At 69.3% G+C, this 26,893-nt stretch carries 27 protein-coding genes and 1 tRNA gene; 20 read left to right on the forward strand and 8 right to left on the reverse strand.

All coding sequences use genetic code 11. The features are described from left to right. Window positions 1-108 precede the first annotated feature (108 nt). The gene (locus H504_RS34365; RefSeq protein WP_051385705.1) at window positions 109-945 is read left to right on the forward strand and encodes an IS982 family transposase; all 837 of its coding nucleotides are present in this window, start codon (window positions 109-111) and stop codon (window positions 943-945) included. A 226-nt stretch (window positions 946-1,171) separates the two neighbouring features. Continuing rightward, entirely contained in the window at window positions 1,172-1,507 is a 336-nt protein-coding gene (locus H504_RS38565; RefSeq protein WP_026422713.1) for a hypothetical protein, read from the forward strand. Window positions 1,508-1,910: 403 nt separating this feature from the next. Here the strand turns inward: H504_RS38565 and H504_RS0110370 are convergent. Then, window positions 1,911-1,983 (reverse strand) — tRNA-Arg (locus H504_RS0110370). Window positions 1,984-2,149: 166 nt separating this feature from the next. On the opposite strand from H504_RS0110370, the gene H504_RS0110375 reads away from it, so the two are divergent. Continuing rightward, a complete protein-coding gene (locus H504_RS0110375; protein ID WP_026422714.1) occupies window positions 2,150-3,070 on the forward strand; it encodes an ABC transporter ATP-binding protein in 921 nt (306 codons plus the stop codon). Next, window positions 3,067-4,266, forward strand: coding sequence for an ABC transporter permease (locus H504_RS0110380; protein ID WP_084467524.1), 1,200 nt, complete (start codon window positions 3,067-3,069; stop codon window positions 4,264-4,266). The genes H504_RS0110375 and H504_RS0110380 overlap by 4 nt, the downstream gene beginning before the upstream one ends. A gap of 53 nt (window positions 4,267-4,319) precedes the next feature. Here H504_RS0110380 and H504_RS0110385 read toward each other — a convergent pair whose 3' ends face one another. Further along, window positions 4,320-7,058: a penicillin acylase family protein gene (locus H504_RS0110385; protein WP_026422716.1), complete on the reverse strand. Its 2,739-nt coding sequence runs from the start codon at window positions 7,056-7,058 to the stop codon at window positions 4,320-4,322. Between the two features lie 198 nt (window positions 7,059-7,256). On the opposite strand from H504_RS0110385, the gene H504_RS0110390 reads away from it, so the two are divergent. After that, the gene (locus H504_RS0110390; RefSeq protein ID WP_026422717.1) at window positions 7,257-7,904 is read left to right on the forward strand and encodes a response regulator; all 648 of its coding nucleotides are present in this window, start codon (window positions 7,257-7,259) and stop codon (window positions 7,902-7,904) included. Here the strand turns inward: H504_RS0110390 and H504_RS0110395 are convergent. Together H504_RS0110395 and H504_RS0110400 are read right to left on the reverse strand one after the other, a co-directional pair. Next, the gene (locus H504_RS0110395) at window positions 7,880-9,448 is read right to left on the reverse strand and encodes a GGDEF domain-containing protein (RefSeq protein ID WP_245614172.1); all 1,569 of its coding nucleotides are present in this window, start codon (window positions 9,446-9,448) and stop codon (window positions 7,880-7,882) included. The genes H504_RS0110390 and H504_RS0110395 overlap by 25 nt on opposite strands. Window positions 9,449-9,838: 390 nt before the next feature. Then, window positions 9,839-10,480 carry a histidine phosphatase family protein gene (locus H504_RS0110400; RefSeq protein ID WP_026422719.1) on the reverse strand — a complete coding sequence of 214 codons (642 nt, stop codon included), beginning with the start codon at window positions 10,478-10,480 and terminating at the stop codon, window positions 9,839-9,841. A 52-nt stretch (window positions 10,481-10,532) separates the two neighbouring features. Here H504_RS0110400 and H504_RS0110405 point away from each other — a divergent pair, with 52 nt between their 5' ends. The 12 genes from H504_RS0110405 to H504_RS34380 all read left to right on the forward strand — a co-directional run bounded on the left by H504_RS0110405 (window position 10,533) and on the right by H504_RS34380 (window position 21,741). Further along, window positions 10,533-10,850 carry an EthD family reductase gene (locus H504_RS0110405; protein WP_026422720.1) on the forward strand — a complete coding sequence of 106 codons (318 nt, stop codon included), beginning with the start codon at window positions 10,533-10,535 and terminating at the stop codon, window positions 10,848-10,850. Next, complete coding sequence (locus H504_RS0110410) at window positions 10,847-11,689, forward strand: 3-hydroxyacyl-CoA dehydrogenase family protein (protein WP_026422721.1); 843 nt, start codon at window positions 10,847-10,849, stop codon at window positions 11,687-11,689. The genes H504_RS0110405 and H504_RS0110410 overlap by 4 nt, the downstream gene beginning before the upstream one ends. Beyond that, the gene (locus H504_RS0110415) at window positions 11,683-12,843 is read left to right on the forward strand and encodes a GNAT family N-acetyltransferase (protein WP_051385706.1); all 1,161 of its coding nucleotides are present in this window, start codon (window positions 11,683-11,685) and stop codon (window positions 12,841-12,843) included. Before H504_RS0110410 ends, H504_RS0110415 begins: the two co-directional genes overlap by 7 nt. A gap of 23 nt (window positions 12,844-12,866) precedes the next feature. Next, the gene (locus H504_RS0110420; protein ID WP_026422723.1) at window positions 12,867-13,478 is read left to right on the forward strand and encodes a trimeric intracellular cation channel family protein; all 612 of its coding nucleotides are present in this window, start codon (window positions 12,867-12,869) and stop codon (window positions 13,476-13,478) included. Window positions 13,479-13,519: 41 nt separating this feature from the next. Then, a complete protein-coding gene (locus H504_RS0110425) occupies window positions 13,520-14,227 on the forward strand; it encodes a response regulator transcription factor (RefSeq protein ID WP_026422724.1) in 708 nt (235 codons plus the stop codon). Next, on the forward strand, window positions 14,227-15,621 hold the full coding sequence (locus H504_RS0110430) for a sensor histidine kinase (protein ID WP_026422725.1): 1,395 nt from the start codon (window positions 14,227-14,229) through the stop codon (window positions 15,619-15,621). Before H504_RS0110425 ends, H504_RS0110430 begins: the two co-directional genes overlap by 1 nt. Before the next feature lie 66 nt (window positions 15,622-15,687). Beyond that, window positions 15,688-16,500 (forward strand): DeoR/GlpR family DNA-binding transcription regulator, encoded by an 813-nt coding sequence (locus H504_RS0110435; protein WP_026422726.1) that lies wholly within the window; start codon window positions 15,688-15,690, stop codon window positions 16,498-16,500. Next, window positions 16,497-17,549, forward strand: coding sequence for a galactose-1-phosphate uridylyltransferase (gene galT, locus H504_RS0110440; protein WP_026422727.1), 1,053 nt, complete (start codon window positions 16,497-16,499; stop codon window positions 17,547-17,549). Before H504_RS0110435 ends, galT begins: the two co-directional genes overlap by 4 nt. An 84-nt stretch (window positions 17,550-17,633) precedes the next feature. Continuing rightward, the gene (locus H504_RS41020) at window positions 17,634-19,301 is read left to right on the forward strand and encodes a S1C family serine protease (RefSeq protein WP_157440331.1); all 1,668 of its coding nucleotides are present in this window, start codon (window positions 17,634-17,636) and stop codon (window positions 19,299-19,301) included. Between the two features lie 1,281 nt (window positions 19,302-20,582). Beyond that, window positions 20,583-20,900 carry a hypothetical protein gene (locus H504_RS0110450; protein WP_026422728.1) on the forward strand — a complete coding sequence of 106 codons (318 nt, stop codon included), beginning with the start codon at window positions 20,583-20,585 and terminating at the stop codon, window positions 20,898-20,900. 89 nt (window positions 20,901-20,989) lie between these two features. Beyond that, window positions 20,990-21,490 (forward strand): MogA/MoaB family molybdenum cofactor biosynthesis protein, encoded by a 501-nt coding sequence (locus H504_RS0110455; protein WP_035303932.1) that lies wholly within the window; start codon window positions 20,990-20,992, stop codon window positions 21,488-21,490. A 5-nt stretch (window positions 21,491-21,495) separates the two neighbouring features. Continuing rightward, entirely contained in the window at window positions 21,496-21,741 is a 246-nt protein-coding gene (locus H504_RS34380; RefSeq protein WP_035303933.1) for a hypothetical protein, read from the forward strand. 62 nt (window positions 21,742-21,803) lie between these two features. Here the strand turns inward: H504_RS34380 and mscL are convergent, their stop codons facing one another. The 4 genes from mscL to H504_RS0110480 all read right to left on the reverse strand — a co-directional run bounded on the left by mscL (window position 21,804) and on the right by H504_RS0110480 (window position 24,018). Beyond that, on the reverse strand, window positions 21,804-22,202 hold the full coding sequence (gene mscL, locus H504_RS0110465; RefSeq protein WP_026422730.1) for a large-conductance mechanosensitive channel protein MscL: 399 nt from the start codon (window positions 22,200-22,202) through the stop codon (window positions 21,804-21,806). Window positions 22,203-22,261: 59 nt separating this feature from the next. Continuing rightward, on the reverse strand, window positions 22,262-22,834 hold the full coding sequence (locus H504_RS0110470) for an SAF domain-containing protein (RefSeq protein WP_026422731.1): 573 nt from the start codon (window positions 22,832-22,834) through the stop codon (window positions 22,262-22,264). A gap of 116 nt (window positions 22,835-22,950) precedes the next feature. Continuing rightward, on the reverse strand, window positions 22,951-23,301 hold the full coding sequence (locus H504_RS44010; RefSeq protein ID WP_084467526.1) for an FmdB family zinc ribbon protein: 351 nt from the start codon (window positions 23,299-23,301) through the stop codon (window positions 22,951-22,953). 108 nt (window positions 23,302-23,409) lie between these two features. Then, window positions 23,410-24,018 (reverse strand): 5-formyltetrahydrofolate cyclo-ligase, encoded by a 609-nt coding sequence (locus tag H504_RS0110480; protein WP_026422733.1) that lies wholly within the window; start codon window positions 24,016-24,018, stop codon window positions 23,410-23,412. A gap of 24 nt (window positions 24,019-24,042) precedes the next feature. Here H504_RS0110480 and H504_RS0110485 point away from each other — a divergent pair, with 24 nt between their 5' ends. From H504_RS0110485 to H504_RS0110495, 3 genes are read left to right on the forward strand one after another with little or no spacing between them, the layout of a single operon-like run. Beyond that, window positions 24,043-24,933 carry a UTP--glucose-1-phosphate uridylyltransferase gene (locus H504_RS0110485; RefSeq protein ID WP_425394050.1) on the forward strand — a complete coding sequence of 297 codons (891 nt, stop codon included), beginning with the start codon at window positions 24,043-24,045 and terminating at the stop codon, window positions 24,931-24,933. Window positions 24,934-24,966: 33 nt separating this feature from the next. Next, complete coding sequence (gene glp / locus H504_RS0110490) at window positions 24,967-26,181, forward strand: molybdotransferase-like divisome protein Glp (RefSeq protein WP_026422735.1); 1,215 nt, start codon at window positions 24,967-24,969, stop codon at window positions 26,179-26,181. After that, window positions 26,174-26,827, forward strand: coding sequence for a GNAT family N-acetyltransferase (locus H504_RS0110495; protein WP_026422736.1), 654 nt, complete (start codon window positions 26,174-26,176; stop codon window positions 26,825-26,827). Before glp ends, H504_RS0110495 begins: the two co-directional genes overlap by 8 nt. Window positions 26,828-26,893: the final 66 nt, after the last annotated feature.

The following is a 26,893-nucleotide window of genomic DNA, read 5'->3' on the forward strand; positions in this document are numbered from 1 at the left end:
CCCCGCCAGACCCTCGACTGGCACAAACCCGTCGAGAAACTCAACGAACTACTGGTCAAACACGGTGGCGCACCGATCACTTGAGACCAAGGTGTCCAAGATCCGTTTGTGACGACAGACCTGAACACCCTTCTCACCGCACTCTACGTCACGATCGACGACCACCTCGCGGGCCGGCGCCGGACGGGCAGACCACCGAAGCTGACCGACGCCGAGCTGGTCACCCTGGCCGTGGCCCAGGCGTTGCTGGGGTTCACCTCCGAGGCCCGCTGGTTGCGGTTCCTGCCCACCCGGATGCCCGGCGCGTTCCGCTACCTGCCCGGCCAGTCCGGCTACAACCGCCGCTTGCGGGCGGCGTTACCCCTGGTCAAACAGGTGATGCGCTGGCTGGCGGCCAACACCGACCTGTGGACCGACACCACCTGGATCGTCGACTCCACCCCGGTCGAGTGCGGCCGCTCCCGGCCCACGGTCAAGCGCTCCGAGCTTGCCAGCTGGGCCAAGTACGGCTACTGCCGCTCACATTCCCGCTGGTTCTGGGGCCTGCGCCTGCACCTGGTCTGCACCCCGGCCGGGCTGCCCGTCACGTGGGCCCTGGCCGACCCGAAGATCGACGATCGACAGGCGCTCATGGCGATCTGCGACCACGAACCCCACCTGCTCGCCGACCGCCCCGACCTGCTGATCATCGCCGACAAGGGCTACATCTCCCACGAACTGGACCGCTTCCTGAGCGAACGCGGAGTCCGGCTGATCCGACCGTCCTACCGCAACCGCCAGCCCCATCCCGGTGAGCCGCTGCTCAAGTCCATCCGCCAGCTCATCGAGTCAGTCAACGACACCCTCAAAGGGCAATTGAACCTCGAACAGCACGGCGGACGCACCATCGAGGGCGTCGGCGTCCGCGTCGCCCAACGCCTCCTGGCCCTGACCGCCGCCATCTGACACAACCGCGCCACCGGCCAACCCCTCACCCGATCCCTGACCGCCTACGACCACTAACCGACTTTCGCATTACTCGTCTAGCGGTACACGGTCTCGAAGTGGCAGACGCGGATTCTCGCCGACCGGCCGCAGGGCTCGTCCGACGAGCCCTGGCCGAGCTGGCGCCGCATTTAATCGGGCCTGGAAGCTGTCCACCGACCCGCAGTTGGTGGATAAGGTCGGCGACGTGCTGGGCCTGCATCTGGCCCCGCCGAAGAACGCCCCGGTGCTCACGGTCGACGAGAAGTCGCGGGTGCAGGCGATCGACCGGGCCGCGCCGATCCTGCCCACCACGCTGGCGCGGATGACGCATGACTACGTCCGGCACGGCACCACCAGTCTCTTCGCCGCCTTCGCCATCGGCAGCGGCTCGGTGATCACCCAGCACTATCGGCGCCATCGTCACCAGGATATTCCTGCGGTCCTGACGCTGATCGACGCCCTGGTTCTGAAAGGACTGGACCTGCACCTCGTACTGACAACCACGCAACTCGCAAGACGCCCAAGGTCAAGCAACGGCTGATCCACAACCTGCGGATCCACCTGCATTTCACCTCGAACCAGCAGTTCTGGCTCACCCTCGTGGAGCGCTGATTCGTCGAGTTGACCACCCGCAAGCTGCGCCGGTCCGCCATCGCAGCGCCATCTAACTGGAGCCGACGTCCGACGCTGGCTCGACGAGTGGAACAAGGATCCCCAACCGGTCGTGTGGACCACATCAGCCGACTAGATCCTCTGCACCCACGCCACGTACACGGAACGAATCAACTACTCACGACACTATTGACGCTCGATTAGCGCACGACCAGGCTAGATGGTAGGTGCGGGTGGGCCCTCGGCAGCAGCAATCGGCCAGCTGGCGCTCACACCTGGTAGGTGTCTTCGAGCGTTAACCGACCGACTGCTGATGTTGCCCATGTTTTGTGTGCCCCCGGCAGGATTCGAACCTGCGACACACGGTTTAGGAAACCGATGCTCTATCCCCTGAGCTACGAGGGCTGGCGGGCTCACCCTACCGGGGGTGGGCCTGGGGGTGGTGGTGGGGTGGTACCGGGGGTGGACGCCAGGGGAGGGGTGCGGGTGGTCCACTAGGGGCCATTCCGGATGGCGGTCTGCTCGGGTTTGGGCAGGATGCCTGGGGTCATGGCTGGTGAAGGGAGCGACGGTGGTGGAGCGGCGGTTGGAGATCGATGGGGTCTCCAAGCGGTACGGGGACGTCGTGGCGTTGCGGGAGATGACGTTCGCGGTGGCGGCGGGGGAGTTGTTCGGGTTCGTCGGGTCCAACGGGGCCGGGAAGACGACCACGATGCGGATCGCGTTGGGGGTGTTGGCGGCGGACAGCGGGGTGGTGCGGTGGGCGGGGGAGCCGATCACGTTGGCGACGCGGCGGCACATCGGGTACATGCCGGAGGAGCGGGGGCTGTACCCGAAGATGAAGGTGGGCGAACAACTGGTGTACCTGGCCAGGTTGCACGGGCTGGGCGCGACCGGGGCGAAGCGGGCGGTCGAGGAGTGGACGGAGCGGTTGGGGGTGGCGGGGCGGCGGGATGACGAGGTGCAGAAGTTGAGCCTCGGCAACCAGCAGCGGGTGCAGTTGGCGGCCGCGTTGGTGCACGACCCGGCGATCCTGGTGTTGGACGAGCCGTTCTCCGGGTTGGACCCGGTGGCGGTGGACGTGATGAGCACCGTCTTGCTGGACAAGGCGGCGCAGGGGGTGCCGGTGGTGTTCTCCAGCCACCAGTTGGACCTGGTGGAGCGGCTGTGCCACCGGGTGGGGATCGTTCGCAGTGGACAGATGGTGGCGTGTGACACGGTGGACGCGCTGCGTGCCGGTGGCGTCGTGCACCTCGTGGTGGACGCGCCGGGCGCGCGGCCGGGGTGGGCGGACGGCCTGGCGGGAGTCACCGTGGTGGAGCACAGCGGGACGCGGACGGTGTTGGACCTCGGCGACGGCGCCGACGACCAGGCGGTGCTGCGGGCGGCGTTGGCGACCGGCCCGGTGACCGAGTTCAGCAGGCGCAGGCAGTCGTTGACCGAGCTGTTCCGCAACGTCGTGTCGGAGCACACCGAGGCGGTGGCGGCGTGAGCGCGGACGTGCGGGTGGGCGACTGGCAGGCGGTTGGCCTGGTGGCGAACCGGGAGATCAACACGAGGGTGCGGTCCAAGGCCTTCAGGATCACCACGGCGGCGACGTTGGTGTTGCTGGTGGGGTTCACGTTGGTGATGAAGTTCGCCGCGGGCGGGTCGGACGCCACGGTGGGTGTGTCCGGCGGGTCGGCCGCCCTGGCCGCGCCGCTGAAGGCGACCGCGACGTCGATCGGGCAGACCATCGACACCCGCGAGGTCACCGAGGCCGCAGGCCGGTCCCAGGTCGACAGCGGTGACCTGGACGCGCTGCTGGTCGGGGACGGCAGCAAGATCGTCGTGGTGGTCAAGAAGGACATCGACGAGAAGCTGCGCAACGTCCTCAACGTGCTGGCCGGGCAGTTGGCGCTCAACGAGGAGATCAAGGACCTCGGCGGCGACCCGACCAGGATCGGTCAGCAGGTGGCCGGGGCCAAGGCCGTGGTCGAGCCGATGCAGCCGCCGTACGACTACAACGGCCAGCAACTCGTCATCGGCATGATCGCGGGCATCCTGATCTACATGTCGCTGCTGATCAACGGGCAGGCGGTGGCCCAGGGCGTGGTCGAGGAGAAGTCCAGCCGGGTGGTGGAGCTGCTGCTGGCCACGATCCGACCGTGGCAGCTCATGGCGGGCAAGGTCCTCGGCATCGGCGCGGTCGGCCTGCTGCAGATGCTGATCATCGGCGGGGTCGGCATCGCCGCGGGCCTGGCGACCGGGGTGCTGACGCTGTCGGTGTCGACGGCGATCGGCACGGTGATCTGGCTGGTCGTGTGGTTCCTGCTCGGTTTCGTGGCCTACTCGCTGGTGTTCGCCGCGCTCGGCGCGCTGGTGTCCCGGCAGGAGGACGTCGGCGGGGTGATCACGCCGCCGCTGATGTTCGTGATCCTCGGCTACGTGCTCGGCATCTCGATCCTGCCGAGCGACCCGGGCAGCCACCTGGTCGAGGTCCTGTCGATCATCCCGCTGTTCGCGCCGACGCTGATGCCGATGCGGCTGGCCATGGGCGGGGTCCCGGTGTGGGAGGCGGGCCTGGCCGTGGTCCTGGTCGTACTGCTCATCCCCGCCCTGGTGTGGCTCGCGGGCCGCATCTACAGCAACGCGGTGACCCGCAGCGGCGCCCGGGTGAAGCTGCGAGACGCCCTGCGCGCGGCCTGACCCGCGCGAACGCCGATGGGGTCCTCGGTCGCCGAGGACCCCATCGGCGTTGGTCAGCGGTGGCTCGGGTACTCGACGACCTGCTGGAACGTCGGTCGGTTCTGGAAGCTGATCGGTTTCTGGGTGATGCCGCCCAGCGGGTTGTGGATGATCGTGTCGGAGCACCACTGGTCACCGGCGGCGCACCCGCTCCCGGCCGGGTAGACCTGCTCCTTCGGGGTGGCGACGGCCTGGCGCAGGCTGTCCACCATGGCCTGCCTGCACGTGCCCAGGTCACCGCCGCCGCAGAACTTCGTGGCGTACGGTGCGGTCACCGGGTCGCCGAGCACGGCGCGCAGGTCTTTGTTCACATAGCCCCACCAGCCGGTTTGGAACGAAGAACCCTCGTGGCTGGCGGGCGTCTCGTCGACCTTCACGCGTTTGGTCATCTCGGCGTAGGCGGCGTTACCCATGCTCGGTTCGAACTCCGCCTTCACCAGCAAAGGCCACCACGCGTCAAGAATCCGGATGGCGTCCGCGTCGGCGTAGACCTTGCTGCCTTGTGTTGTCTCGGTGCGGCGGCCGCCCGCGGCGAGCCACTGGCGCAGTTCGGTAATCGCCGTTGACGTCGACGAGTCGCCGTTGCCGACGACCCTAAGAAGCAGCGGTAGCACCCTCTCCGCGCGAAGGTCGGTAAGGGCGGCTTCCGCCATCGCCTTGGTCAGTGATGCTCGGTCTACCTTGCCGCCGTTGGCAATCAGGGCCTTCACGCGTGTGTCGAGAAGATCCGCCCGGTGTACCGACTGCCGCTCCAAGCCTGCGGCCGCTGTCCCCGGGGCCTGACCGTTGTTCCACGAGATCAGGTAGTCCTGGTTGACGACGTTCGGGTGCTGCTCGTACGGGGTGTAGTTCGCGAGGTTGGTCGCCGGGTCCCAGCCAGCCCAGTCATACCCCGCGTTGCCCCATACGGGCATCGCTGGGTCGACGGTCGGTTGCCGCACCGGGTTGTTGCCGGAGTTGTAGTAAGCGATGTCCTTGGAGTCGGCGTAGAACCAGTTGAACGTGTAGCCGATGTGCGAGGCCGCGCGCTGGAAGTCGGTCGCCGAGTGGATCGCGTCGGGGTCGTTGAACTTCTGGAACCCGGTCACCGCGTCGAGTTCGCGCATGTACGTCGACCGCAACTCGGCGTACGCGACGGGCTTACCACCGACAGTGGCCCTGTACGTCACGGGTCCGTACTTGGTCCTGTACGACCGGAGCGTGTAAGAGCCCGCAGGTGCCGTGCTGCCTACCGACGAATACCAGGAGTTCTTGCGCTCCACGACATCCATGGGCAGGCACTGGCCGCGGAACAGGTAGTAGTTGCTGTCCTTCGTCACCGGACTGCCGTTTGGTGAGCACAGCTCGACCGCGTAGGTGTCCGTGATGTCCTGGCTCGAACTCGTAGCGCTCCACGAGTAGTCCTGCCCGCGGCCCAGCAGCACATAGAAGCTGATACCGGCGAACGACGCACCCCGCGCGCTGATGCCCGGACCCTGCAGCTCCTCCAGCATCAGCAACTGTGGTGCGAAGTACCCGGTCTGCGGCCCGAACACGGCTACCGGGTGGCCGCTCGCGGTATGCGAACCAGAGACCAGTAGCGCGTTGGACATACCGTGCTTGTTCTCCAACAAGTCGCCCGGCAAGACACCCTTGTCGAATATCCCCCGCACAGAGTCTAAGCCGGGCCAGGTAGGTGCGGGAGCGGCTGAACTCGTACGGTCAAACACCAACTGTTGAGGCGCAACAGAGCTCTTATCCGGTAGAGCAGCCCCCTGCGGATTGGCGGGGGTCTTGCCGTACGGGAAGCTCTGTCCGTTGTGGATGGTCTTGACGTGCTCGGGGTCGTCCTCGGAACGCAGCCCCTGCCACACCTTCTCGCCCTGGACAACGCCATAGCGCTCCTGGAGGGCCAGCTTGGCGATGGCCGACTGCACCTCGCCGCCACCGCCGCCACCGAACTGCGCGCCGATCACCGCGGAGACGACGGCCAGGTCGGTCAGGGTGAACGGGTCGATCTTGCCCGCGTTGGTGATCGGGTCGATGTGGCCGAGCAGCACGTACTCGCCGGGGAAGTACCGGCCGTTGTACGACTCGGTGATGTACTGGTTGATCCCGTCCACGTAAGACTTCGCGTCGGCCATGGACTGCGCGCCCTCCGGGCCGGACGCGGCGGCCTGGTCGACCTGTCTCTGCAGCTCGGCCTCGGTGTACGGGGCCGCGGCGAAGAAGCTCTGCTCAAGCTGCTGGTTCGCCTCGGAACCGCCCGCGAACGGCGTCAACTGGCCGCGGCCGACGTGCCGCAACACGTCCATCAGGAACAACCTGTCCTGCGCGGCGGCATAACCGGCGCCGAACGTCGTACCCGCGCGGGTGGTGCCGTAGACGTGTGGTGTGCCGGTTGCCTTGTCGCGCACGATGGTGACATCCGCGCGCGGCTTGCGAGTGCTCTCAACCTGACCAGCAGGTACCCCGAACGACGCGTCGTTGAAGAACGCGTTGATTTTGTCGGTGGTCAGGGTGGAGTATCCCTTGGCGAGGCTGTCGTAGCGGTCGAGTTGGTCGTCCGAGTGCCGGGGACGGACACCGAACGCTTTGTGCGCCAGGATCTCGGTGAGCGTCGCGCTGCCGTTCTCACCCGGCGGCACGATGTCCGAGCACTGGCCTGAGCAGTAGTCGTTGGCGGCTGTTCGGTGCGGTTCGGCCGAGACCGGTGGTGGGGTGATCGTCAGCGCGACCAGCAGGCAGGCCACGGGCAGGGCGGCTTTGGCCATACCGAGACTCCTCTCGCGAAGGCGTGACGCCGGGTGATGTTACCGGCGCGTAGCACAGTCGCGACAGGAGTTCGGGTTTGCCACCGGTTGTCAAAGTGTGATCGGCACGGCGCAGGGTAAGATCTCACGACATACACTGCTAGTTGGTGATGGCTTGACCTGTGAACTGGGCTGCGGACGCCGCTTCAGGAGGCGCGTGTGATCAAAGTTCTCATCGCGGACGACGAGGACCTGGTCCGGTCGGGTCTGCGGACCATCCTCTCCAGCGCGGGCGACATCGAGGTCGTGGCCGAGTGCGACGACGGTGTCCACGTCACCGAACTGGCCCGGTTACACCGCCCCAACGTGGCCCTGCTCGACATCCGCATGCGCACCTCGGACGGCATAGACGCCCTCCGCGGGCTGATGATGCTACCTGAGCCGCCCGCCGTGTCCATGCTGACGACTTTCGACGTCGACGAGTATGTCCGCGAGGCCCTACGCGTGGGTGCGAGCGGCTTCCTGCTCAAAGACACCGAACCCCGACACCTCATCAAGGCCGTGCGGGACTTGGCGCGCGGTGGCGCTGTCTTAGATCCCAAGGTTGCCGCGCGCGTTGTCTCTACCGTCGCTGATGGCGCCCGCGCTGCGGAACCGGCTCGCAGGCTCTTGTCGATGCTCTCCGACCGCGAGTTGGAGGTCGTGACCCTCGTCGGGCACGGTCTGTCCAACGCCGAGATCGGCCAGCAACTGCACCTGTCCGAGGCGACCGTTAAGGGGTACGTCTCCGCCGTGCTCGGCAAGATAGGCGCGGCGAACCGGGTGCAGGCGGCCCTGGTGGCCTACCGGGGCGGCTTGATCGCGTAGTCGTCGGCCGGGGAGTGCACCTCGACCCGGTTGCGACCGTGCCGCTTCGCCCGGTACAGCGCCACGTCCGCATTGGCGAACAACCGCTCCAAGGTGTCCGGGCCGGTCGCGACGCCGATGCTCACGGTGGGCCGCTGCGTGCTGCCCAACACCGCCATCCAGTCGTGGCGGTCAACGGCTTGCCTTATCCGCTCGGCCACCGCCACACCGACGGGACTGGTACGGCCTTCCGAGTGGTCCACCACCGCGTCGGTAAGCAGCACGACGAACTCGTCACCGGCCCACCGCGCGATCACATCCCCGCCACGGCACTCCGCGCGTAGAAGCTGCGCGATTTCCCGTAGTGCGGCGTCACCGGCCGCGTGCCCCGCGGCGTCGTTGACGCCCTTGAACCAGTCGACATCGATGAGCACCAACCACGGGATGCGACCCGTCGCGACAGCGCGTTCCAGGATGCCGGGTGCGGTGCGCTCCAAACCGAGCCGGTTCGACAACCCCGTCAACGGGTCGCGCGCCGCCAACTCCTGCGCCGCCGTCGCCAACCGCTGCGCCCGGATCGCGAGCCTGCGCTGCTCCAACGCCTGACCGAGGCCCTCCTGCAGCGTCTCCATCGCCGTCCGCCGGGCCACGATGTTGCGCCGCAACGCCTCCGCCTCACCCACCGCGTCGCCGTTGTCGCGGCAGATGTCGGCGAGGTCCTGCGAGTACCGCTGCAGCAGCGACGTGTCGTTGATCCGGTCGGCCTCCGCCACGGCGACCCGCCCGAATGTGCTCGCCTGGTCCAACCGGCCCTGCCTGCGCCGGATCATCGACAACACCCAGTTGCCGACCGACCGCGCCCACTTGTTGTCCTGCCGCGCCGCCAACGTCAACGCCTCGTTGGCCGTCTGCTCCGACCGCGCCAACTCGCCGACCCCGGCCAGCGACGCCCCGTACGCCGCCAGCAGCGCCAGGTGGATCCGACCCTCGTCGAGCAGCGACAGGCCCTCCTCCAGCAGCGGGATGGCCTCACGGAAGGTCGCGATCGACAGGTCCTCGGGCAGCTCGCACGCCCGGAAGTTCAGCGTCCCACCCAGGCCCTGCAGACAGTGAGCGAGGATCTCCCGGTCATCACCGGTTCGAGCGACATCGACCGCCAACCGGCACATGTCCAACGACGCACGGCGATGGCCGATCCCCTCCAGCAGATACCCCAACCGCCCCAACGTGTCCGCCGCGAACGACCCCCGCGGCTGCTCCGCGTCGATGTCGCTCCACCCCTCGGCGGCCAACTCCAACGCCAGCGGGATCCGCCGCAACCGCCACGCCGCCACCGCCCGCCGAGTCAGGATCGCGGCCCGCGCCCACGGGTCCAACCCGGCCGGGACCTTGGCCAAGAGCTGGTCGAACAGCGTGTTCGCCTCTTCCGCCCGACCGGCGTCGATGAGCAGGCGGACCTCTTGGTCCGCCAACAACGCCTCCGTCGTCGCCCCGCGGTCGTCGTGCCCCACACCGTCCTCGACATGTCCCTCAGCGAACGGCGGCCCGTTCGTGGCCTGCGACACAGTGCGGCAAGATTACCCGCCACGCGACTCGTGGCCCGAACGGAGTAGTCGCGGGTCCCTGTGTTTTTTGCTGACCGCCGTGGGGCCGTGCTGTGGGGAGCCGGGCGATCCGGGACGAACCGCAGGTCAAGTCACATCGGCCCGCTTTGACCTCTCGCGGACTTTCACCCGTCTCAGCGACAGGAGTTATCCACAGGAGAGACTCTCCCCTGGTCAAGCCAAGATCCACTGTCGGTACCTGCCGGTAGACTGGCATCGAGGGCTGCCCCCGGGAGGGTGGGGGCCGCCCTTGGGGGGTTGGGGGTGGGTTGGCAAGAGGTTTGGGGTGGGGGTGCCGGATTGGGTGAAGGGCCGTGGGGGCGGTGGTTGGGCTTTGGGGTGGTGTTGGGGTCAGAGTTGGGTGGTGGTGTCGGGGGAGGGGCGCCATTGGGTGAAGGGGCGGTCGAGGGTCCAGCGGCCGTTGGTGAGGGTGAGGACGCGGTGGTCGCAGTGGGGTGGGTTGGACAGGGACTCGAAGAGTTCGATGCTCCACGAGAACATGCGTCGGCACAGCAGGCGCATGGTCAGGCCGTGGGAGACGACCAGGGCGGTGTCGGGGTGGGTGGGGTCGTGTTCGACGCGGGTTTCCAGTTCGGTGAGGAAGCTGGCGACGCGGTCGTCGACGTCGGCGCCGGATTCGCCGTGGGCGAGGCGGTAGAAGAAGTGGCCGAACTCGTGGCGTTTTTGCTTCTGGACCTGTTGCTCCACCGGGTCCTGCAGGTTGCCCCAGTCCTGTTCGCGTAGGCGGGGTTCCTGGACGTGGCGTTCCACGGGGAGGTTCAGCAACTCGAAGGTGCGCATGGTCCGCACGTACGGGCTGATGTAGGCCGCGACCGGGCGCCCGGCGAGGACGGCGCGCAGGCGGGCGCCCTCGGCCCTGGCCTGCGCCTCGCCGCGGGGGGTGAGGGGGAGGGCGTGGTCGGGGATGCGGCAGTAGGCGAGCTCGTCGACGTTGCCCAGGCTCTCGCCGTGCCGCAGCAGGATGATCCGCACGAACACTATGGTGCCCAATGTCGGAGCCCGTTGACGTGCCGAGGAGACACCCGTGATCAAGTACATCGCCCTGTACCGGCGACCGGACGACCCCGGGGCCTTCGACGAGAAGTACTTCGGCAGCCACCTGGACCTGGTCGGCAACACCCCTGGCCTGCTGCGCACCGAGGTGGCGAAGGTGCGGCGGGTGTTCGTGCCGGGGTTCCTCGGCGAGAGCGAACCGTACCTGGTGGCGGAGATGTACTTCGCGGACGAAGCGGCGATGAAGGCCGCGCTGCAGTCGCCTGAATGGCAGGTGGCGGGGGCGAACCTGTCCGAGATCGGCGGGCTGGATCTTGTCGCCATGTTCGCCGCGGAGGTGCTGTCGTGAGCGTTCCCAACACTGTTGCCGTAGTGGGCGGCGGGACCATGGGCGCAGGCATCGTCCATGTTTTCCTCGCGGCCGGTAGTTCTGTCGTGCTTGCCGAGGCTGACGCGGTAAGGGCGGCGGTGGGGTTAAGCAACGTCGAGGCTTCGCTGCGCAAGGCCGAGGAACGCGGCAAGCTCGACCGGTCCGCGACCGAGCTGCTTGGCCGGTTGTCCACAGTGGAAGACCTGGGTGCGTTGCCCGAGGACACCGCGCTGGTGGTCGAGGCGGTGCCGGAGAAGCTGGACCTCAAGCGCGCCGTGTTCGACGCCGTGGCGCGGCGGTGTCCGGGAGCGGTGCTGGCATCCAACACGTCGTCGCTGTCGATCACCGAGTTGGCCGGCGGGTTGCCCGGTGAGCGGGTGATCGGGATGCACTTCTTCAATCCGGTCCCGGTTCAGGCACTGGTGGAACTGGTGCTGCACCCGGGATTGGCCGCCGAGACCGTCGCGACCGTGCGCGGGTGGGCTGAGGCGCTTGGCAAGACCGTGATCGAGGTGCGCGACTCGCCCGGCTTCGCCACGTCACGACTTGGACTCGTCGTCGGATTGGAGGCGATCCGGATGCTGGCGGAGGGGGTCGCGACGGCGGAGGACATCGACACCGGCATGCGGCTGGGATACGCGTGGCCGATGGGTCCGCTGCGGCTCACCGACCTCGTCGGCTTGGACGTCCGGCTGTCCATCGCCGAGCACCTTGCCGCTGAACTCGGTCCGAGGTTCGAGCCACCGCAGTTGCTGCGTGACAAGGTCGCCCGGGGTGAACTGGGACGCAAGACGGGGCAAGGGTTCTTCACATGGTGACTGTCCGTCCGTACACGCGTGAAGATGCTGATGCCGCGTACCAGTTGCGGCGACTAGCCTTCGGTGGTCCCGCCCAGCGGTCTGCCACGCCGCCTGAGCATCCGGACGCGTGGCGTGGTCTTGTCGCCGACGACGACACGGGCCTGGTCGGCTTCCTGCGGATCTGGGCCTACCACCAGTTCTTCGGCGGCAAAGCGGTGCCGATGGGCGGTATCGCGAGCGTGGCCGTGCAGCCCCACGCGCGCGGTAACGGCGTCGCGGGCTCGTTGCTGACCGAGTCGTTGAGCGTCATGCGCGAGGCAGGGCAGGTCATCTCGGCGCTATACCCGTACGTGATCCCCCCATACCGGCGCTACGGCTGGGAACACGTCGGCACGACGGAACTGGCGCTGTTGACCCTCTCAGGTCTCGCCTCGACTCCACGCTCGTCGGTCGCCCTGCGCCCAGCGGTCCAAGAGGACCTGGATGACATCCACGAGTGCTACCTGCGGACAGCGTCAACGGTCGACGGGATGATCGATCGCTCCGCCCCCGGTTTTGACCTGACCTGGTTAGTCGAACGAGACGTGGTGACGGTCGCCCCAGGCCCACACGGGATCCGCGGTTACCTCAACGCCGACCGCCCAGACGGCAAGCGTTTGCGCGCCTATGACCTGGTCGCCGACGACCTCGATACCGCGCACGCCCTGCTCCGTCAGCTCGCCGGGTGGGCCGGAACGCTCACCGACGCGCGCATCCGTGTCCTGGGCCACACCCTCGACTTGGCTGTCCCCGGCGGGCTGCGGCGTGGCCTGGAGGTCCACGACTTCATGTTGCGCGTCGTCGACCTCCCGGCGGCGGTGGCCGCGCGCGGCTGGCCCGCCGTCGCGGAGTCGAAGCCGTTCACGGTCGACATCGAGGTCGCCGACCCGCACGCGCCGTGGCAGTCCGGTCGCTGGCGGCTCGTCCACGAGGACGGTGTCGTCGCCGCCGAACCGGGCGGTAGCGGTGCGCTCCAGCTCACCACCCGCGCCCTGGGCCCCTGGTACGCGGGCTCGGCCACCGCCGCCGCGCTGCGCACGGCCGGGCTGCTCACCGGTGACCCGGCGGCCGGGGTGGCACTCGACCGGCTGACCGGCGCGCCGCACCCGGTGCACATGGCCGAGACCTTCTGACCCGCCCACTACCCTGCGCGTTTGTGCTGCTCGTAGTCCTGGAACTGGCGGGCCTGGTGGTCTTCGCGGCCTCCGGGGCGCTGGCGGCCGTCCGCGCGCGACTCGACGTGTTCGGCGTCGTCGTCCTCGGGCTCACCACGGCCTTGGGCGGGGGCGTGATCCGGGACGTCCTGCTCGGGGTGCACCCGCCGACCAGTCTCAGGGATTGGCCGTACCTGCTGGTCCCGGTCGCGGCGGCGCTCGCGGTCTTCGGGTTCCACCCGCAGGTCGCGAAGCTGCGGCGAGCCGTGCTGCTCGCCGACGCCATCGGGCTCGGTCTGTTCACGGTCTCCGGTACCGCTACCGCGCTCAAGACCGGCGTCCCGGCTTACACGGCCTGCTTGATCGGGATGACCGCGGGCATCGGCGGCGGTGCCATGCGGGATCTCTTACTGCGGGAGATCCCACTCGTCCTTCGCCGTGAGATCTATGCACTGGCCTCGCTCGCCGGGGCCGTCGTCGTCGTGGTTGGTGCCAGGGTGGCGTGGCCCGCGGTGCCGGTTACCGTCGCGGCCGCCGCGATTGTCGTCACCATCCGGTTGGTGTCGTTGTGGCGGCAGTGGCACGCGCCGGTGGCCAGGGGGCTCGACCGGTGAACTCTCAGGCGCGTCTCAGCAGCACAGGGAACACTGACCGCATGCGCATCCTCGTAGTCGACGACGACCGGGCCGTGCGCGAGTCACTCCGGCGGTCGCTGCAGTTCAACGGCTACCAGGTCGATCTCGCCAGCGACGGCCAGCAGGCGTTGGAGTCGGTGCTCGGCACCGGCGGCGACGCGGGCGAGCGGCCCGACGCCATGGTGCTCGACGTGATGATGCCCCGGCTGGACGGGCTCGAGGTGTGCAGGCGGCTGCGCGGGGTCGGCGACGACCTGCCGATCCTGGTGCTCACCGCGCGCGACCTGGTGTCCGACCGGGTGGCGGGCCTCGACGCGGGCGCCGACGACTACCTGCCCAAGCCGTTCGCGCTGGAGGAACTGCTGGCCAGGCTGCGCGCGCTGCTGCGCAGGGCCGTCCACGAGCAGGCCAGCGCCGCCGAGCCGACGCTGGGCTTCGCGGACCTGGAGCTGGACCCGGGCACCCGCGAGGTGCGCCGCGGCGACCGCCCGATCAGCCTCACCCGGACCGAGTTCGCGCTGCTGGAACTGCTGCTGTCGCACCCGAAGCAGGTGCTCACCCGCGGCCGGATCCTGGAGGAGGTGTGGGGCTACGACTTCCCGACCTCGGGCAACGCGCTGGAGGTCTACGTCGGGTACCTGCGCCGCAAGACCGAGGCGGACGGTGAGCCGCGGCTGATCCACACCGTCCGCGGCGTCGGCTACGTGCTGCGCGAGACGCCCCCCTGATGGCGGTCACCCACCCGGGGGAACCATCGGCGCAGCGGATGTCGCTGCGGTCCCGCATCACCCTGCTCGCCGCGTTCTGCGTCGGCGGTGCGGTGGCCCTCGTGTCCCTCGGCGCCTACATCACCGTCTACCGCGGCCTCTACCAGCAGGTGGACGACAACCTGCGGGCGCGGGCCGACGCGATGGTCAGCAACACCCAGGTGGTCGCCGAGGGGTTCACCCAGATCCCGCGGTACTTCCTGGAGCTGTCCGACATCAAGTTCGACGTGGTGGACAGCAGCGGCCGGTCCGCGATCCGCCAGCAGGTGATCCGGCCGCCGGTCGGGCCGGACGAGCTGAAGGTCGCCTCCGGCGACAAGACCTCGAACGTCCGCACCGACACCGCCACGGACTCCCGGGTGCTGGCCGTCGACTACCCCTTCCTGGACAACACCGCACTGGTGCTGGCGGAGCCGCTGGACTCGACGAAGACCACGATGAGCAAGCTGGCCGTCGTGCTGATCGTGATCGGCGGGTCCGGGATCATCGTCGCCGCGCTGGCGGGCACCGCGGTCGCCCGGGGCAGCCTGCGGCCGGTGCAGCGGCTCACCGCCGCCGCCGAACGCGTCACCCGAACCGGTGAGTTGCGGCCGATTCCGGTCGCGGGCGACGACGAGCTGTCCCGGCTCACGCACAGCTTCAACACCATGCTGGGCGCCGTCGCCGAAGCGCAGGAGCGACAACGCAGGCTGGTCGCCGACGCGGGTCACGAGCTGCGCACGCCGCTGACCTCGTTGCGCACCAACCTGGAGCTGCTGCTGGCGTCCGAGGCGCCCGGCGCGCCCACGCTGTCCGCGCTGGACCGCTCCGAGATCCAGGACGACCTGCGCGCCCAGCTCGACGAGCTGACCCAGCTCATCGGCGACCTGGTCGAACTGGCCCGTGAGGACGCCGCGCCGTCGGTGCAAGAACACGTGGAGATGGTCGAGGTCGTCGAGCAGGCCCTGGACCGGGCGCGCAGGCGGGCGGTCCACGTGCGGTTCGACGTGCGGCTGCAGCCGTGGCACCTCATCGGACACGCGGCGTCGTTGGAACGCGCGGTGCTCAACCTGCTGGACAACGCGGTCAAGTTCAGCCCGCCGGGCGGCGTTGTCCGCGTCGACCTGGCGTCCGCGGGCGACGGTTTCGCGTTCCTGCAAGTCGCGGACGCGGGACCGGGCATCAGCGACGAGGACCTGCCGCACGTCTTCGACCGGTTTTACCGGTCGGAGGAAGCGCGCACGCTGCCCGGCTCCGGGCTGGGTCTGGCAATTGTGAAACAAGCCGCGGAACGCCATGGTGGGTCTGTGTTCGCGGGACGTTCTGTCGACGGCGGCGCGCTGATGGCGATGCGTCTGCCCGGTAGTCCGGATTGAGCCGACCGGGGTAAGAGCGCATCGCGGACCAACAAGACCGAGCGTTTGACTGCGTAGAATTGTGTTGTGCTCGCTCGTCAGCGTCAGGAAGTGATCCTGGAGGAGATACGGCGCACCGGCGCCGTCCAGGTGCACGCCCTTGTCGCCCGGCTCGGCGTGTCCGACATGACCATCCGCCGCGACTTGGACGTGCTGGCCAAACGCGGCCTGGTGGAGAAGGTCTACGGGGGTGCCACCGCCGCGGTCGGGCAGCCCAGCGCGCACGAACCCGGTTTCGAGGCGAAGTCCGTGCGGTCGCTGCCGCAGAAGGAAGCCATCTCCGCGTACGCCGCCGCGCTCATCCGGCCCGGCACCGCGATCGGGATCTCCGCGGGCACCACCACGTGGACCTTCGCCCGGTTCCTCGACGAGGTGCCGGAGCTGACCGTGGTCACCAACTCCATCCGGGTCGCCGACGTGCTGCGCGCGGGCGGCCGCGGCGACCGCACCGTCGTGCTCACCGGCGGCGTCCGCACCCCGTCCGACGCGCTGGTCGGGCCGGTCGCGGTGCAGACACTCAAGTCGCTGCACCTGGACATGGTGTTCCTCGGTGTGCACGGCATGGCCGAGGGACCGGGGTTCACGACGCCGAACATCAACGAGAGCGAGACCGACCGCGCGTTGGTCGACGCCGGGCGACGGCTGGTGGTGATCGCCGACCACACCAAGTGGGGGGTCGTCGGCATCTCCACCATCGCCCGGCTGGACGAGGCGGACGTCCTCATCACCGACGACGGCCTGCCCGCCGATGCCGTCGCCGTGCTGCGCGACCGGGTCGGCGAGCTCGTGGTGGCCGAGGCGCGGCCCGAGGTCGGGGAACTCGCCGAGGCGGAGGCGTGAGGCGCACCAGCGCGCGGCTCGCCGACGGCCGGGAGATCATCTACTTCGACGACACCCCGGGCGCGCCGACGCGCACCGCTGTCGACCGCCGCGACCTGCCGCCCACCGAGAACTCCGGGCAGATCCGCCGCGACCCGCTGACCGGCGAGTGGTCCGCGATCGCCGCCCACCGGCAGACCCGCACGTACCAGCCGCCCGCCGACCTCTGTCCACTGTGTCCGTCCGCACCGGACCGGCCGACGGAGATCCCGGAGGCCGACTACGACGTGGTGGTGTTCGAGAACAGGTTCCCCTCCTTCGCGCAGAACGCGATCGGGGTGGTGGAGCGCGGTTTGGTCGAGCGAGCACCGGGAGTCGGGCGGTGTGAGGTCATGTGCTTCACGTCCGACCACAACTCCGCGTTCGGTCAACTGAGTCCCGCACGCGTACGCACTGTCGTAGACGCTTGGGCCGACCGCACCGAGGCACTGTCAGCGCTACCGGGTGTCGAGCAGGTTTTCCCGTTCGAGAACCGTGGCGATGAGATCGGCGTGACACTCAGCCACCCACACGGGCAGATCTATGGCTACCCGTTCGTGACACCACGCACCGAGAAGATGCTCGCGGTAGCCCGCGCGCACGGTGGGCCTGTCCTCGGGGAAGTCCTCGCCTACGAACGATCCGACGGAAGTCGCGTAGTGGCGTCCTCCGAGCACTGGACCGCTTACGTCCCCGCCGCCGCGCGTTGGCCGATCGAAGTACACCTGGTGCCACACCGCCAAGTTCCCGACCTACCCGCTCTATCACCCGCGGAGCGTGATGACTTCGCCGATCTGTACCTAAGAGTGTTGGGTAGGTTAGACGGTCTCTATAACCGGGAACTGCCTTACATAGCCGCGTGGCACCAAGCCCCCGTGCGCGAGGGTCGGGAGTTCGCGTGGCTGCACCTGGAGGTCTTCTCCATACTGCGGGCGGCGGACAAACTGAAGTACCTGGCGGGCTCCGAGTCCGGCATGGCGGTCTGGATCAACGACGTCACGCCCGAGGACATGGCCGCGCGCCTGCGCTGACCGGTTCGCGCGGCCCGGAAAACCACGGGTTGCGCACAGGACGGTCTCAGGTGCTTCTCAGTCGCGACGCGCAAGGTGGTGCACATGACGGAGAACGGACCCGATGACCAGGCAGGACACATCAGCCCGTGGTCAGCCCGAGGCGCCAACGCGGCCGCCGGGCAGTCGGGCGATCGGACGCCGGACGGGGAACAGGGCCCCGTCCGTCCGGAGGCCGGCACCCCGGCGCGCGAGGAGCAGGGCCTCGCCGCGTCGGGGGCCGGAGCTTCCGACCAGACCCCCAACCAGACCTGGACCGGGCAGCCGAGCGGCTTCGCCACGAGCCGGCACACCGGCGACCAGCCGACCGTCCACGGCGCGGGCAGCACTCAGCCGGAGACCGCCCACGGCTCGGTCACGGGTCCGACGCCGCACGGCGCCGCTTCCCAGCCGGAAGTAGGCCACTCCGGCCAGTACTCCGGTGAGCAGGCGCACCATGGCGCAGGCCAGGCCGGGGCGCCCGAACAACAGGCTCTCTACGGCCTCGGCCCGAGCCACCAGGCGGGTGACACGGGACAGCACGCCACCTTCGGCGGTGCGGCCGGACAGCCGCGGTACGACACCGGCGGGGTTTCCGGCACCGCGTACTACGGCGCGGCGGGGACTCAGCAGTTCCCGCCGCAGCAGCGGCGGGAGCCGAGGCGCACCGGGTTTGTCGTGGGGGTGACCGTGCTCGCGCTGCTCGTCGGGGGTGGCGCGGGTGTGGCGGGTGGGCTGCTCAGTGCCAACCACGACAAGACCGGTGGCTCCTCGTCGACCGCGCTCGACGCGCAGCCGCCCGCGAAGCAGACCGGGTCCGCCACGGCGGGGTCCGTCGAGTCGGTCGCCCAGAAGGTGCTGCCGACCGTCGTCCAGTTGCAGGTGCGCGGCCGCTCGGCCGCCGGTGAGGGCTCGGGGTTCGTGATCAGCGCGGACGGGCTGATCGTCACCAACAACCACGTCGTCGAGGTCGCGGCGGACGGCGGTCAGATCCAGGCCGTGTTCCAGGACGGCAAGACCGCCACCGCCACCGTCGTCGGGCGTGACCCCACATCGGACGTGGCCGTGGTCAAGGCGCAGGGCGTGAGCGGCCTGCAGGTATCCGAACTCGGCCGCTCCGACGACCTGCGGGTCGGCCAGGCCGTGGTCGCCGTCGGCTCGCCGTTCGAACTGTCCGGCACCGTGACTTCCGGCATCGTCAGCTCGCTGCACCGCCCGACCCGCGCGGGTGGCGACAGCGGCAGCCAGACCACGGTCATGGACGCCATCCAGACCGACGCCGCGATCAACCCGGGCAACTCGGGCGGCCCGCTGGTCAACATGCAGGGCCAGGTCATCGGCATCAACTCGGCCATCTACAGCCCCCAGTCCGGCGAGGCGTCGGCTGGCTCGGTCGGCATCGGCTTCGCCATCCCGATCGACCAGGCCCGGCGCACCGCGGACGAGATCGTCAAAACCGGCAAGGCCACCCAAACCGTGCTCGGCGTCTCCGTCCGCGACAACGACAACGGCGGCGCCCTCATCGCCGACATCGTCGCAGGCGGCGCAGGTGAGAAGGCAGGCCTCAAACAGGGCGACGTGGTCACCAAGCTCAACGACCGCCGAATCGACACCTCCGACGCCCTCGTCGCCGCCGTCCGAGCCCTGGCCCCCGGCGACAAGGTCACCCTGACCCTCCAGGACAACCGCACCGTCCAAGCCACCCTCGGCGGCCAGCCAGTGACGACCAACTAGCCACTAGCCCAACGACGCTCGGGCGCCCAGCGCCCGAGACCAACCCCGGTTCGCTGCCCCCGAACCGGACCGGGCTCCCCCGTCGGGAGCCCGCCCCAGAAGCCGCACGCGGACGGCAATCCCCTCACCGCCCGCTGCGGCTCCTGGTCGTCCAAGCACAGGACCGTCGAAACCCACCCCACCCGCGCGCCCCAAAACCCCCAGCCCCATCGACGAAGCCCACCAACCGGCCCCGCGCGCCTCGGGACCCGCCGACACCAACCGCCCGCTGGGGTGGACTTGTTTTGTGTGGGGGGACGGTGACCGCGAAGCTGGCTGGCGGGGAAGGCCACGCTTTCCAGTGGCCCCGCCTTTTAGCCTTACCGTGCGGTTGCCGTAGGGGCCCCACACAAAACAAGTTCACCCCAGCGGGCGCAGCCGCGTCATCTGGCGCCCGAGGCCGGCGTCGCCGAAGGCGACCAGGCCGAACCCCGAGGCGCAGCCGAGGCCCAGAGACCCCTCACACCAAGATCAACCGAGAACAAAGCCCCCGAATGCACAGCCTAAACAGACCCACCGACAAAATCGGCTACCGCGCCCAAGCATGATCAACCCGCTCCGAGCCCCCGAATGCACACCCTAGCCGCGACCACCGACAAGATCACCAACAATGCCGGCGACAAGATCGGCCACCGGAACGGGTCGCGGAGTTCGGCCCGAGATCGGGTCGGCGGCAAGCCCGACACCCCCGCCCTCGCGACCGAGAGCCGCGTCCCGGTGGTTCATCACCAGTTCGTCAAACGGTTCGGTGTGAATTGTCGAAGGCGGACCTCGGAAAAGCGGCACCCGGTCCGCTCGGTGTCCCGACATCTCCATTCCCGGATACCGGGGAGGATTTCCGGTAATGCGCTCGCCGGATCACGGTACGACGACTCGGCGGACGGCCGGTGCCGGTGCACGGGACTGGTAGCGCTCCCAGTTCCGGTCGGGGCCCGAGCTGACTGTCCACTCAGGTCAACCTGGCAAATCGTTGAAGGGACGTCATATTCGCTCTCCGTGGCCGTTTTCGTCACCGGTTGTAGTGGACGGTGTGGCGGGATGGGCTACAGTTGGCGATACTCCGTTCGGCCCCCGTCGAGTGTCTGGTCCGGACTTCGCAACCCAGTAACGGCATTGCGAACTGCACTTTGCACGGTGGTAGCGGCACAATTGACTCCAGAACAGCGGCAGGATCGCGAATTGTGATCTACCAGCAGGCGTTCTCCCGCGACAACGCGGCCTCGCAGCCGTGACAATGGGGCTATGGCTTCGATGGCGACGTCGCTGCGCCGGGTCCGGCACACGCTGCGCGGACCGGTGCGGCTGCCGCTGGGCGTGCTCGCCGCCGCGGTGTGCGTCGGGGTGGCGGTGCTCCAGGCGACGGTGCTGACCATCCGCACCGACGGGCTGTCCGGGACGCACGCGTTCTTCGTGCACTGGGCGCACCCGGCGGTGTGGATAGTGCTCGGCGCGGTGTGCCTGGAATACGCCCTCGGGGCGGAGCGGATCGTGTTGAACCGGACGGCGATGGTGGCTGTCGCGTTGTATCTGGCCTTCCTGTTGTCGGTCAGCTTCGCTTGATCGGGCCGTGCGCGCTCAGGTGGTGAACAGTGACTGACAGCACCGCCCTCCGGCGGCTCTCGGTGGTTCCGACGACTACGGTGAGCCCCATGGAACGCAGCGCGCAGCGGCTTGGCCGGGCTCTGATCGTGATCGTCGACGACCGGGTCGCCCACGGCGAGCACGAGGACACCGTCGGCCCCCTGGTGACCGAGCTGCTGGAGGAGGCGGGCTTCATCGTCGACGGCGTCGTCACCGTCGAGGGCGAGACCGTGGCCATCCGCAACGCGCTCAACACCGCCGTCATCGGCGGCGCCGACTTGGTCGTCACCGTCGGCGGCACCGGCGTTTCCCCGCGCGACGTCACCCCCGACGCCACCCAGGGCGTGCTGGACCGCCCGATCCCCGGCATCGCCGAGGCCCTCCGCTCCTCCGGCCTCGCCGCGGGCGCCGTGGACGCCGGCGTCTCCCGTGGCCTGGTCGGTGTCTCCGGCAGCACCCTCGTGGTCAACCTCGCGGGCTCCCGCAGCGCCGTCCGCGACGGCATGGCGACCCTGTCCTCCCTCGTGCCCTACGTCATCGGCGAGCTGTCCGGCCTCGACACGAACTGAGGCCCATGCCCACCACACCGGTCTCGCCCGACCCCCACACCCCCGAGGGCTCGGGGGCCTCGGCCGGACCTGCCCCCCAGTCGAACGCACCTGAGGCCGGTGAGCCCGCCAAGCGCCGCCGCCCCACCCTCGACGAGATCTTCGGCGACGTCCTCCCGGACACCACCGCCGACGAGCGCGACCCGACGACCCCCGCGGCCACCCCGGACGACTGGTACCTGCGCAACCGCCCACCTCACCACGGTGGCTGACCGGGCCGCCGTCCCCGGGCGCGGCGGGGCCACCGGTGCGGGTGGCCCACGCCGGACCGGACTCAGCGGTTCTGCTGCTGGCGGAGCAGGTCGCGGATCTCGGTGAGCAGCTCGACGTCGGTGGGCTCGGCCGGGCCGGGCTCCTCGCCGCGCTTGCGGCGGTCCTGGATGTGCTTGACCGGCAGCACGATGACGAAGTACACGATCGCGGCGACGATCAGGAAGTTGACCGCCGAGTTGATCACCGAGCCGAAGTCCAGGAACGTCGACGGGTTGCCGCCGATGACGCGGAAGCCGAGGCCGTCGGCGGCGTGCGTGCCACCGGCCGAGTTGATCAGCGGTTTGATCAGGCCGTCGGTGAAGGACGTGACGATGGTGGTGAACGCGGCGCCGATGATCACGGCGACCGCGAGGTCGATGACGTTGCCGCGCATCAGGAAGTCCTTGAAGCCCTTCAGCACGTGTGCGCTCCATTCTCGGGGGTGGGACGGTGTGCTCGTCACCGTCCGGGGGCGTTGGGCTACCGGAGCGTAACCGCTACCTGCGCGGTCAATGCCGTCGCCGCTACCTCCGCCGCCGCGGCCCTGGGTAAGGCGAGTACGGCCAGGCCACCGTCGTCTGACGGGCGCACCGTCACCACCATCGCGTCCCGGGCGAGCACGACGTGATCAGCGGTCACCACGTCGACATGGGCACCCGGGTAGAGCAGTTCAGTGTCGGCCACCCGCACGGGTACAGCGGCGGCATCCGACCCTGCTGTCGCTAAGAGGTTCTCCGCGCCGACAAGGCGGACCGACGTGACGGCCTCACCCTCGCCGATAGCTCCGGCGGGTATGCGCGCGACAACCTCACGCGGCTCGGACAGTGCGGACGGTGGCCGTAGATCCGGTGGTGCCCGCACCACCCGGACATCGGTCGCAGTCAACGCGACGCCGGGTGCCAGCGGTCGCACGGCCACGAGCAGCGGCACCGAGGCCTCCGCGCGCGGAGGTTGGCAGGCCACCACCACGGCGGCGAGCACGAGCACGGCGGCCAGCGCCCGGCGCACGGTCATGGCGTGCGGCAGCGAACGGGGTAGACGCGGGGTGATCACGGTTCCTCCTGGTCAGATCGGGTCTGACCTCGACGTTAGGAGGATTGCGCGCCCAGCGGGGGCCCGGGATCGCGGCCGTGGACAACCCCGGGCATTGTGGATAACTCGTCGGTAACCTACGACGCCTTGGCCGTGGCGGTCGACGACGAAGACGAAGACGAGGACGTCGACGCGGATGAGGAACCCGACGAAGACGAGGTCGCCGTCGCCGGAGCGGGCGAGTCCGACTTCGACCCGGACTCGGTCTTCGTGGTCGACGGCGTCGCGGCCGGGGTGCCGCTCGACGAACCGGACCGGCTGTCGTTGCGGTAGAAGCCGCTGCCCTTGAAGACAACCCCGACCGAGCCGTAGAGCTTGCGCAGGCGGCCCGAGCACTCCGGGCACTCCGACAGCGCGGAGTCGGTGAACGACTGCACCGCCTCGAAGCGGTGCTCGCATGCCGTACAGGCGTACTGGTACGTGGGCACGGACTGGGCTCCCTTGTCGCACTTGGCACTCCGCCGGACAGAGTGCCAACCGATTCTGCGGTAACGCGTGTGCGGAGCGCAAATGTTCCGGTGCGAAGTCACACACCGTCAGTACAGGCGCAGCAATCCGCGACCCGGGGTGAGCACCCCCGTCATCGTCACGTCGTGCCGTTCGGCGGGCAGCCGGTCGAACACCTCCGGATCGCGCACCACGGCGACCAACGGCGTGTCCGGTGCCGCCAGCGACAGCGACCGGTCGTAGTACCCGGCGCCGCGACCCAGGCGGGTCCCGTACCGGTCGACCGCCAACGCGGGCACCAGCACCACGTCCGCGATCCGCAGCGCCGTCTCCCCCAACCGCTCCCCGATCGGTTGGTACAGCCCGAACGGACCCGGCCGCAGGTACTCCCGACCGTCGTACCACGCCCAGTCCAGCGGCCCCGGCCCGGTGACGATGGGCAGGAGTATCCGCACTCCGTGGTCGGCCACCTCGTCGAGCATCTGCACCGACCCCGGCTCCGACCCGATCGGCACGTACGCGCACAACGTCTGTCCCCGGCCGACCACCCTGCCACTGGTGAGCAGGCCCGTGAGCTGCATCGCCTCGGCGAACCGGACGCTCGCGGGCACCCGGCGCCGTTCGGCGAGCAGTGCTCGCCGCCACTGGTCCTTGGTCCACGCGCGCGTCGCGTCGAGATCATTACCCGGGCCTGCCACACGTCGAGGTTAGGCTGCATGTCCATGAGCGCGTCGACCGCATTCACCGCCGCCATCGTGCCCGCGGCGGGACTGGGCACCAGGTTCCTGCCCACCACCAAGGCCGTGCCCAAGGAACTGCTGCCGGTGGTGGACACCCCCGGCATCGAGTACGTCGCGAAGGAGGCCGCCGAGGCGGGTGCCACCAGGCTGATCATCGTCACCTCGCCGGGAAAGGACGCTGTGGCGCAGTACTTCCAGCCCCGCCCGGAGCTGGAGAAGACCCTCGAGGACCGTGGTAAGACGGAGCTGCTGGAGAAGGTCCGGCGTGCCCCCAACCTGCTCTCGGTGGAGACAGCCATTCAGGAACAGGCGCTGGGTCTCGGTCACGCTGTCGGCTGCGCCGAGCCGAACCTGCGGCCGGAGGACGAGGCCGTCGCGGTGCTGCTGCCCGACGACCTCGTGCTGCCCACCGGTGTGCTCGCCCGGATGGCCGCCGTCCGCGCGGAGAAGGGCGGTTCCGTCCTGTGCGCGTTCGACATCCCGCGCGCGGAGATCTCCGCCTACGGCGTCTTCGACGTCGAGGAGACCGATGACGACGACGTCAAGAAGGTCAACGGCATGGTGGAGAAGCCCCCGGCGGATGAGGCCCCGTCGACCTTCGCCGCCGCGGGCCGCTACCTACTCGACCGGGCGATCTTCGACGCGCTCAAGCGGATCACCCCGGGCGCCGGTGGTGAACTCCAGTTGACCGACGCGATCGCGCTGCTGATCGCCGAGGGCCACCCCGTGCACGTGGTCGTGCACCGAGGTGGGCGCCATGACCTGGGGAATCCGGGTGGGTTCCTGCGTGCCGCCGTGGACTTCGCGCTCGAGCACCCGGAGTATGGGCCGAGCCTGCGCGGGTGGCTGCGGGACCGGGTCGGTTCCGAGTAGCCGAGAACAGCGGACGAAACCAAGGTAAACCGGATGAGGTCAGTCGACGAGCAACTCGCCAGGGCACTGGCTGCCGCGGTCCGGCCCGCCCCCGTGCGGGTCGCCATCTCCGAGTCGCAGGGGCTGCTCTGCGCCGAAGAGATCGTGGCGGAGCGCGCCCTGCCCGGGTTCGATCAGGCTGCCGTGGACGGTTACGCCGTGCGCAGCGTCGACACCCAGGGCGCCGAGCCGGTAGTGCTACCGGTCGTCGGTGAGATCGCGTCCGGGTCTCGCCAACCACGCAGGCTTCAACCAGGGCAAGCGGTGCGCGTGGCGACAGGAGCACCGCTGCCCACCCTGGCCGACGCGGTAGTCCCGGTCGGTTATACCGATGGCCACCACGCCCGCGTCACCGTCAACCAACCCGTGCCGTCGGCCGCCTACGTCCGGCGGACCGGTGAGGACGTGCAGACCGGTGACGTCGCCGTGCGCCGAAACTCGGTGATCGGCTCAGCGCAGGTGGGTCTACTCGCCGCGGTGGGCCGGTCGAAGGTTCTTGTGTACCCGCGGCCGCGGGTCTCGGTTATCTCCCTCGGCGATGAACTCGTGGACGTCGACCGAGCCCCCGGCCAGGGACAGGTCTACGACGTGAACTCGTACGCGCTATCCGCGGCCGCCCGCGATACCGGAGCCGATGTCATCCGCGTCGGCATCGTCTCCACCGACACGCGACGGTTGCGCGAGACGATCGAGAGTAGGCTGCTGCTGTCCGAGATCGTGCTCATCTCCGGTGGTGTCGCGGGCGAGATCGGCAACGAGGTCCGTTCCGCCCTACGCGACCTCGGTGACTTGGACCTCACCCGGGTCGCCATGCACCCCGGCTCCGTGCAGGGCTACGGCAGGCTCGGCCCGGACGCCACTCCCACGTTCCTGCTGCCCGGCAACCCGATGAGCGCGCTGGTCGTGTTCGAGGTGTTGGTGCGCCCGCTCATCCGGACCGTCCAGGGCAAACAACCCCATCGCCGGGTGGTTTCCGCCAGCCTCCTGTCACCGATCACCTCCACCAAAGCTCGACGGGGCTACCTGCGCGGGCAACTGCTACGCGACGAGGACACCAACGAGTACCTGGTGCAGCCGCTCGGCATGTCCGGCTCCCATCTGCTCGCCTCGCTCGCCGAGGCCAACTGCCTCATCGTCGTCGACGAGGACACCACCGAGGTCTCGGTCGGCGAGCAAGTCCAGGTCATGTTCCTCGCCCAGCGTGGCTAGCCCCCCGTACGCGGGCAGGCACCCCGGCTGGCCTGCCCGCCTCGGCCCGCTCCAGGTCGCCGCGGGTGTGGTGGAACTGCGCGGTCCCCGGCTCACCGACGGCCGCGCCTGGAGCCGCATCCGGATGCGCGACCGCGACTACCTGGAGAACTGGGAACCCACCGCGCCCGGCGACTGGGCCGAGCGCAACGCGCCGACCGCCTGGTTCAGCCAGTGGTCCACCCTGCGCGCCCTGGCCCGGCGCGGCATGTCGCTGCCGTTCGTGATCACCGTGGACGGCCGGTTCGCCGGTCAGGTCACCGTCGGCAACGTGGTGCGCGGGTCGCTCTGCTCGGCCTGGGTCGGCTACTGGGTGGCCACCGACGCGGTCGGCGGGGGAGTGGCCACCGCGGCGTCCGCCCTGGTCGTCGACCACTGCTTCACCGTCGGCGGCCTGCACCGGGTCGAGGCCACCGTCCGGCCGGAGAACGCGCCCAGCCTGCGCGTGCTGGCCAAGCTGGGGTTCCGCGAGGAGGGCCTGTTCCGCCGCTACCTCGACGTCGCGGGTGGCTGGCGCGACCACCTGTGCCTCGCTCTGACCACAGAGGACGCCCCGGGTGGCCTGGTGTCCCGGCTGGTCGCGGCCGGACTGGCCACCCGGCCGTAGTCGGATTCATGTTTTCCCCGGGTGAAGTTTGATCACCCCCGTTACGGGGAACGGTCCACAAGCGAA

It is taken from the genome of Actinokineospora inagensis DSM 44258, assembly GCF_000482865.1.
In the GTDB taxonomy this organism is placed as follows: domain Bacteria; phylum Actinomycetota; class Actinomycetes; order Mycobacteriales; family Pseudonocardiaceae; genus Actinokineospora; species Actinokineospora inagensis.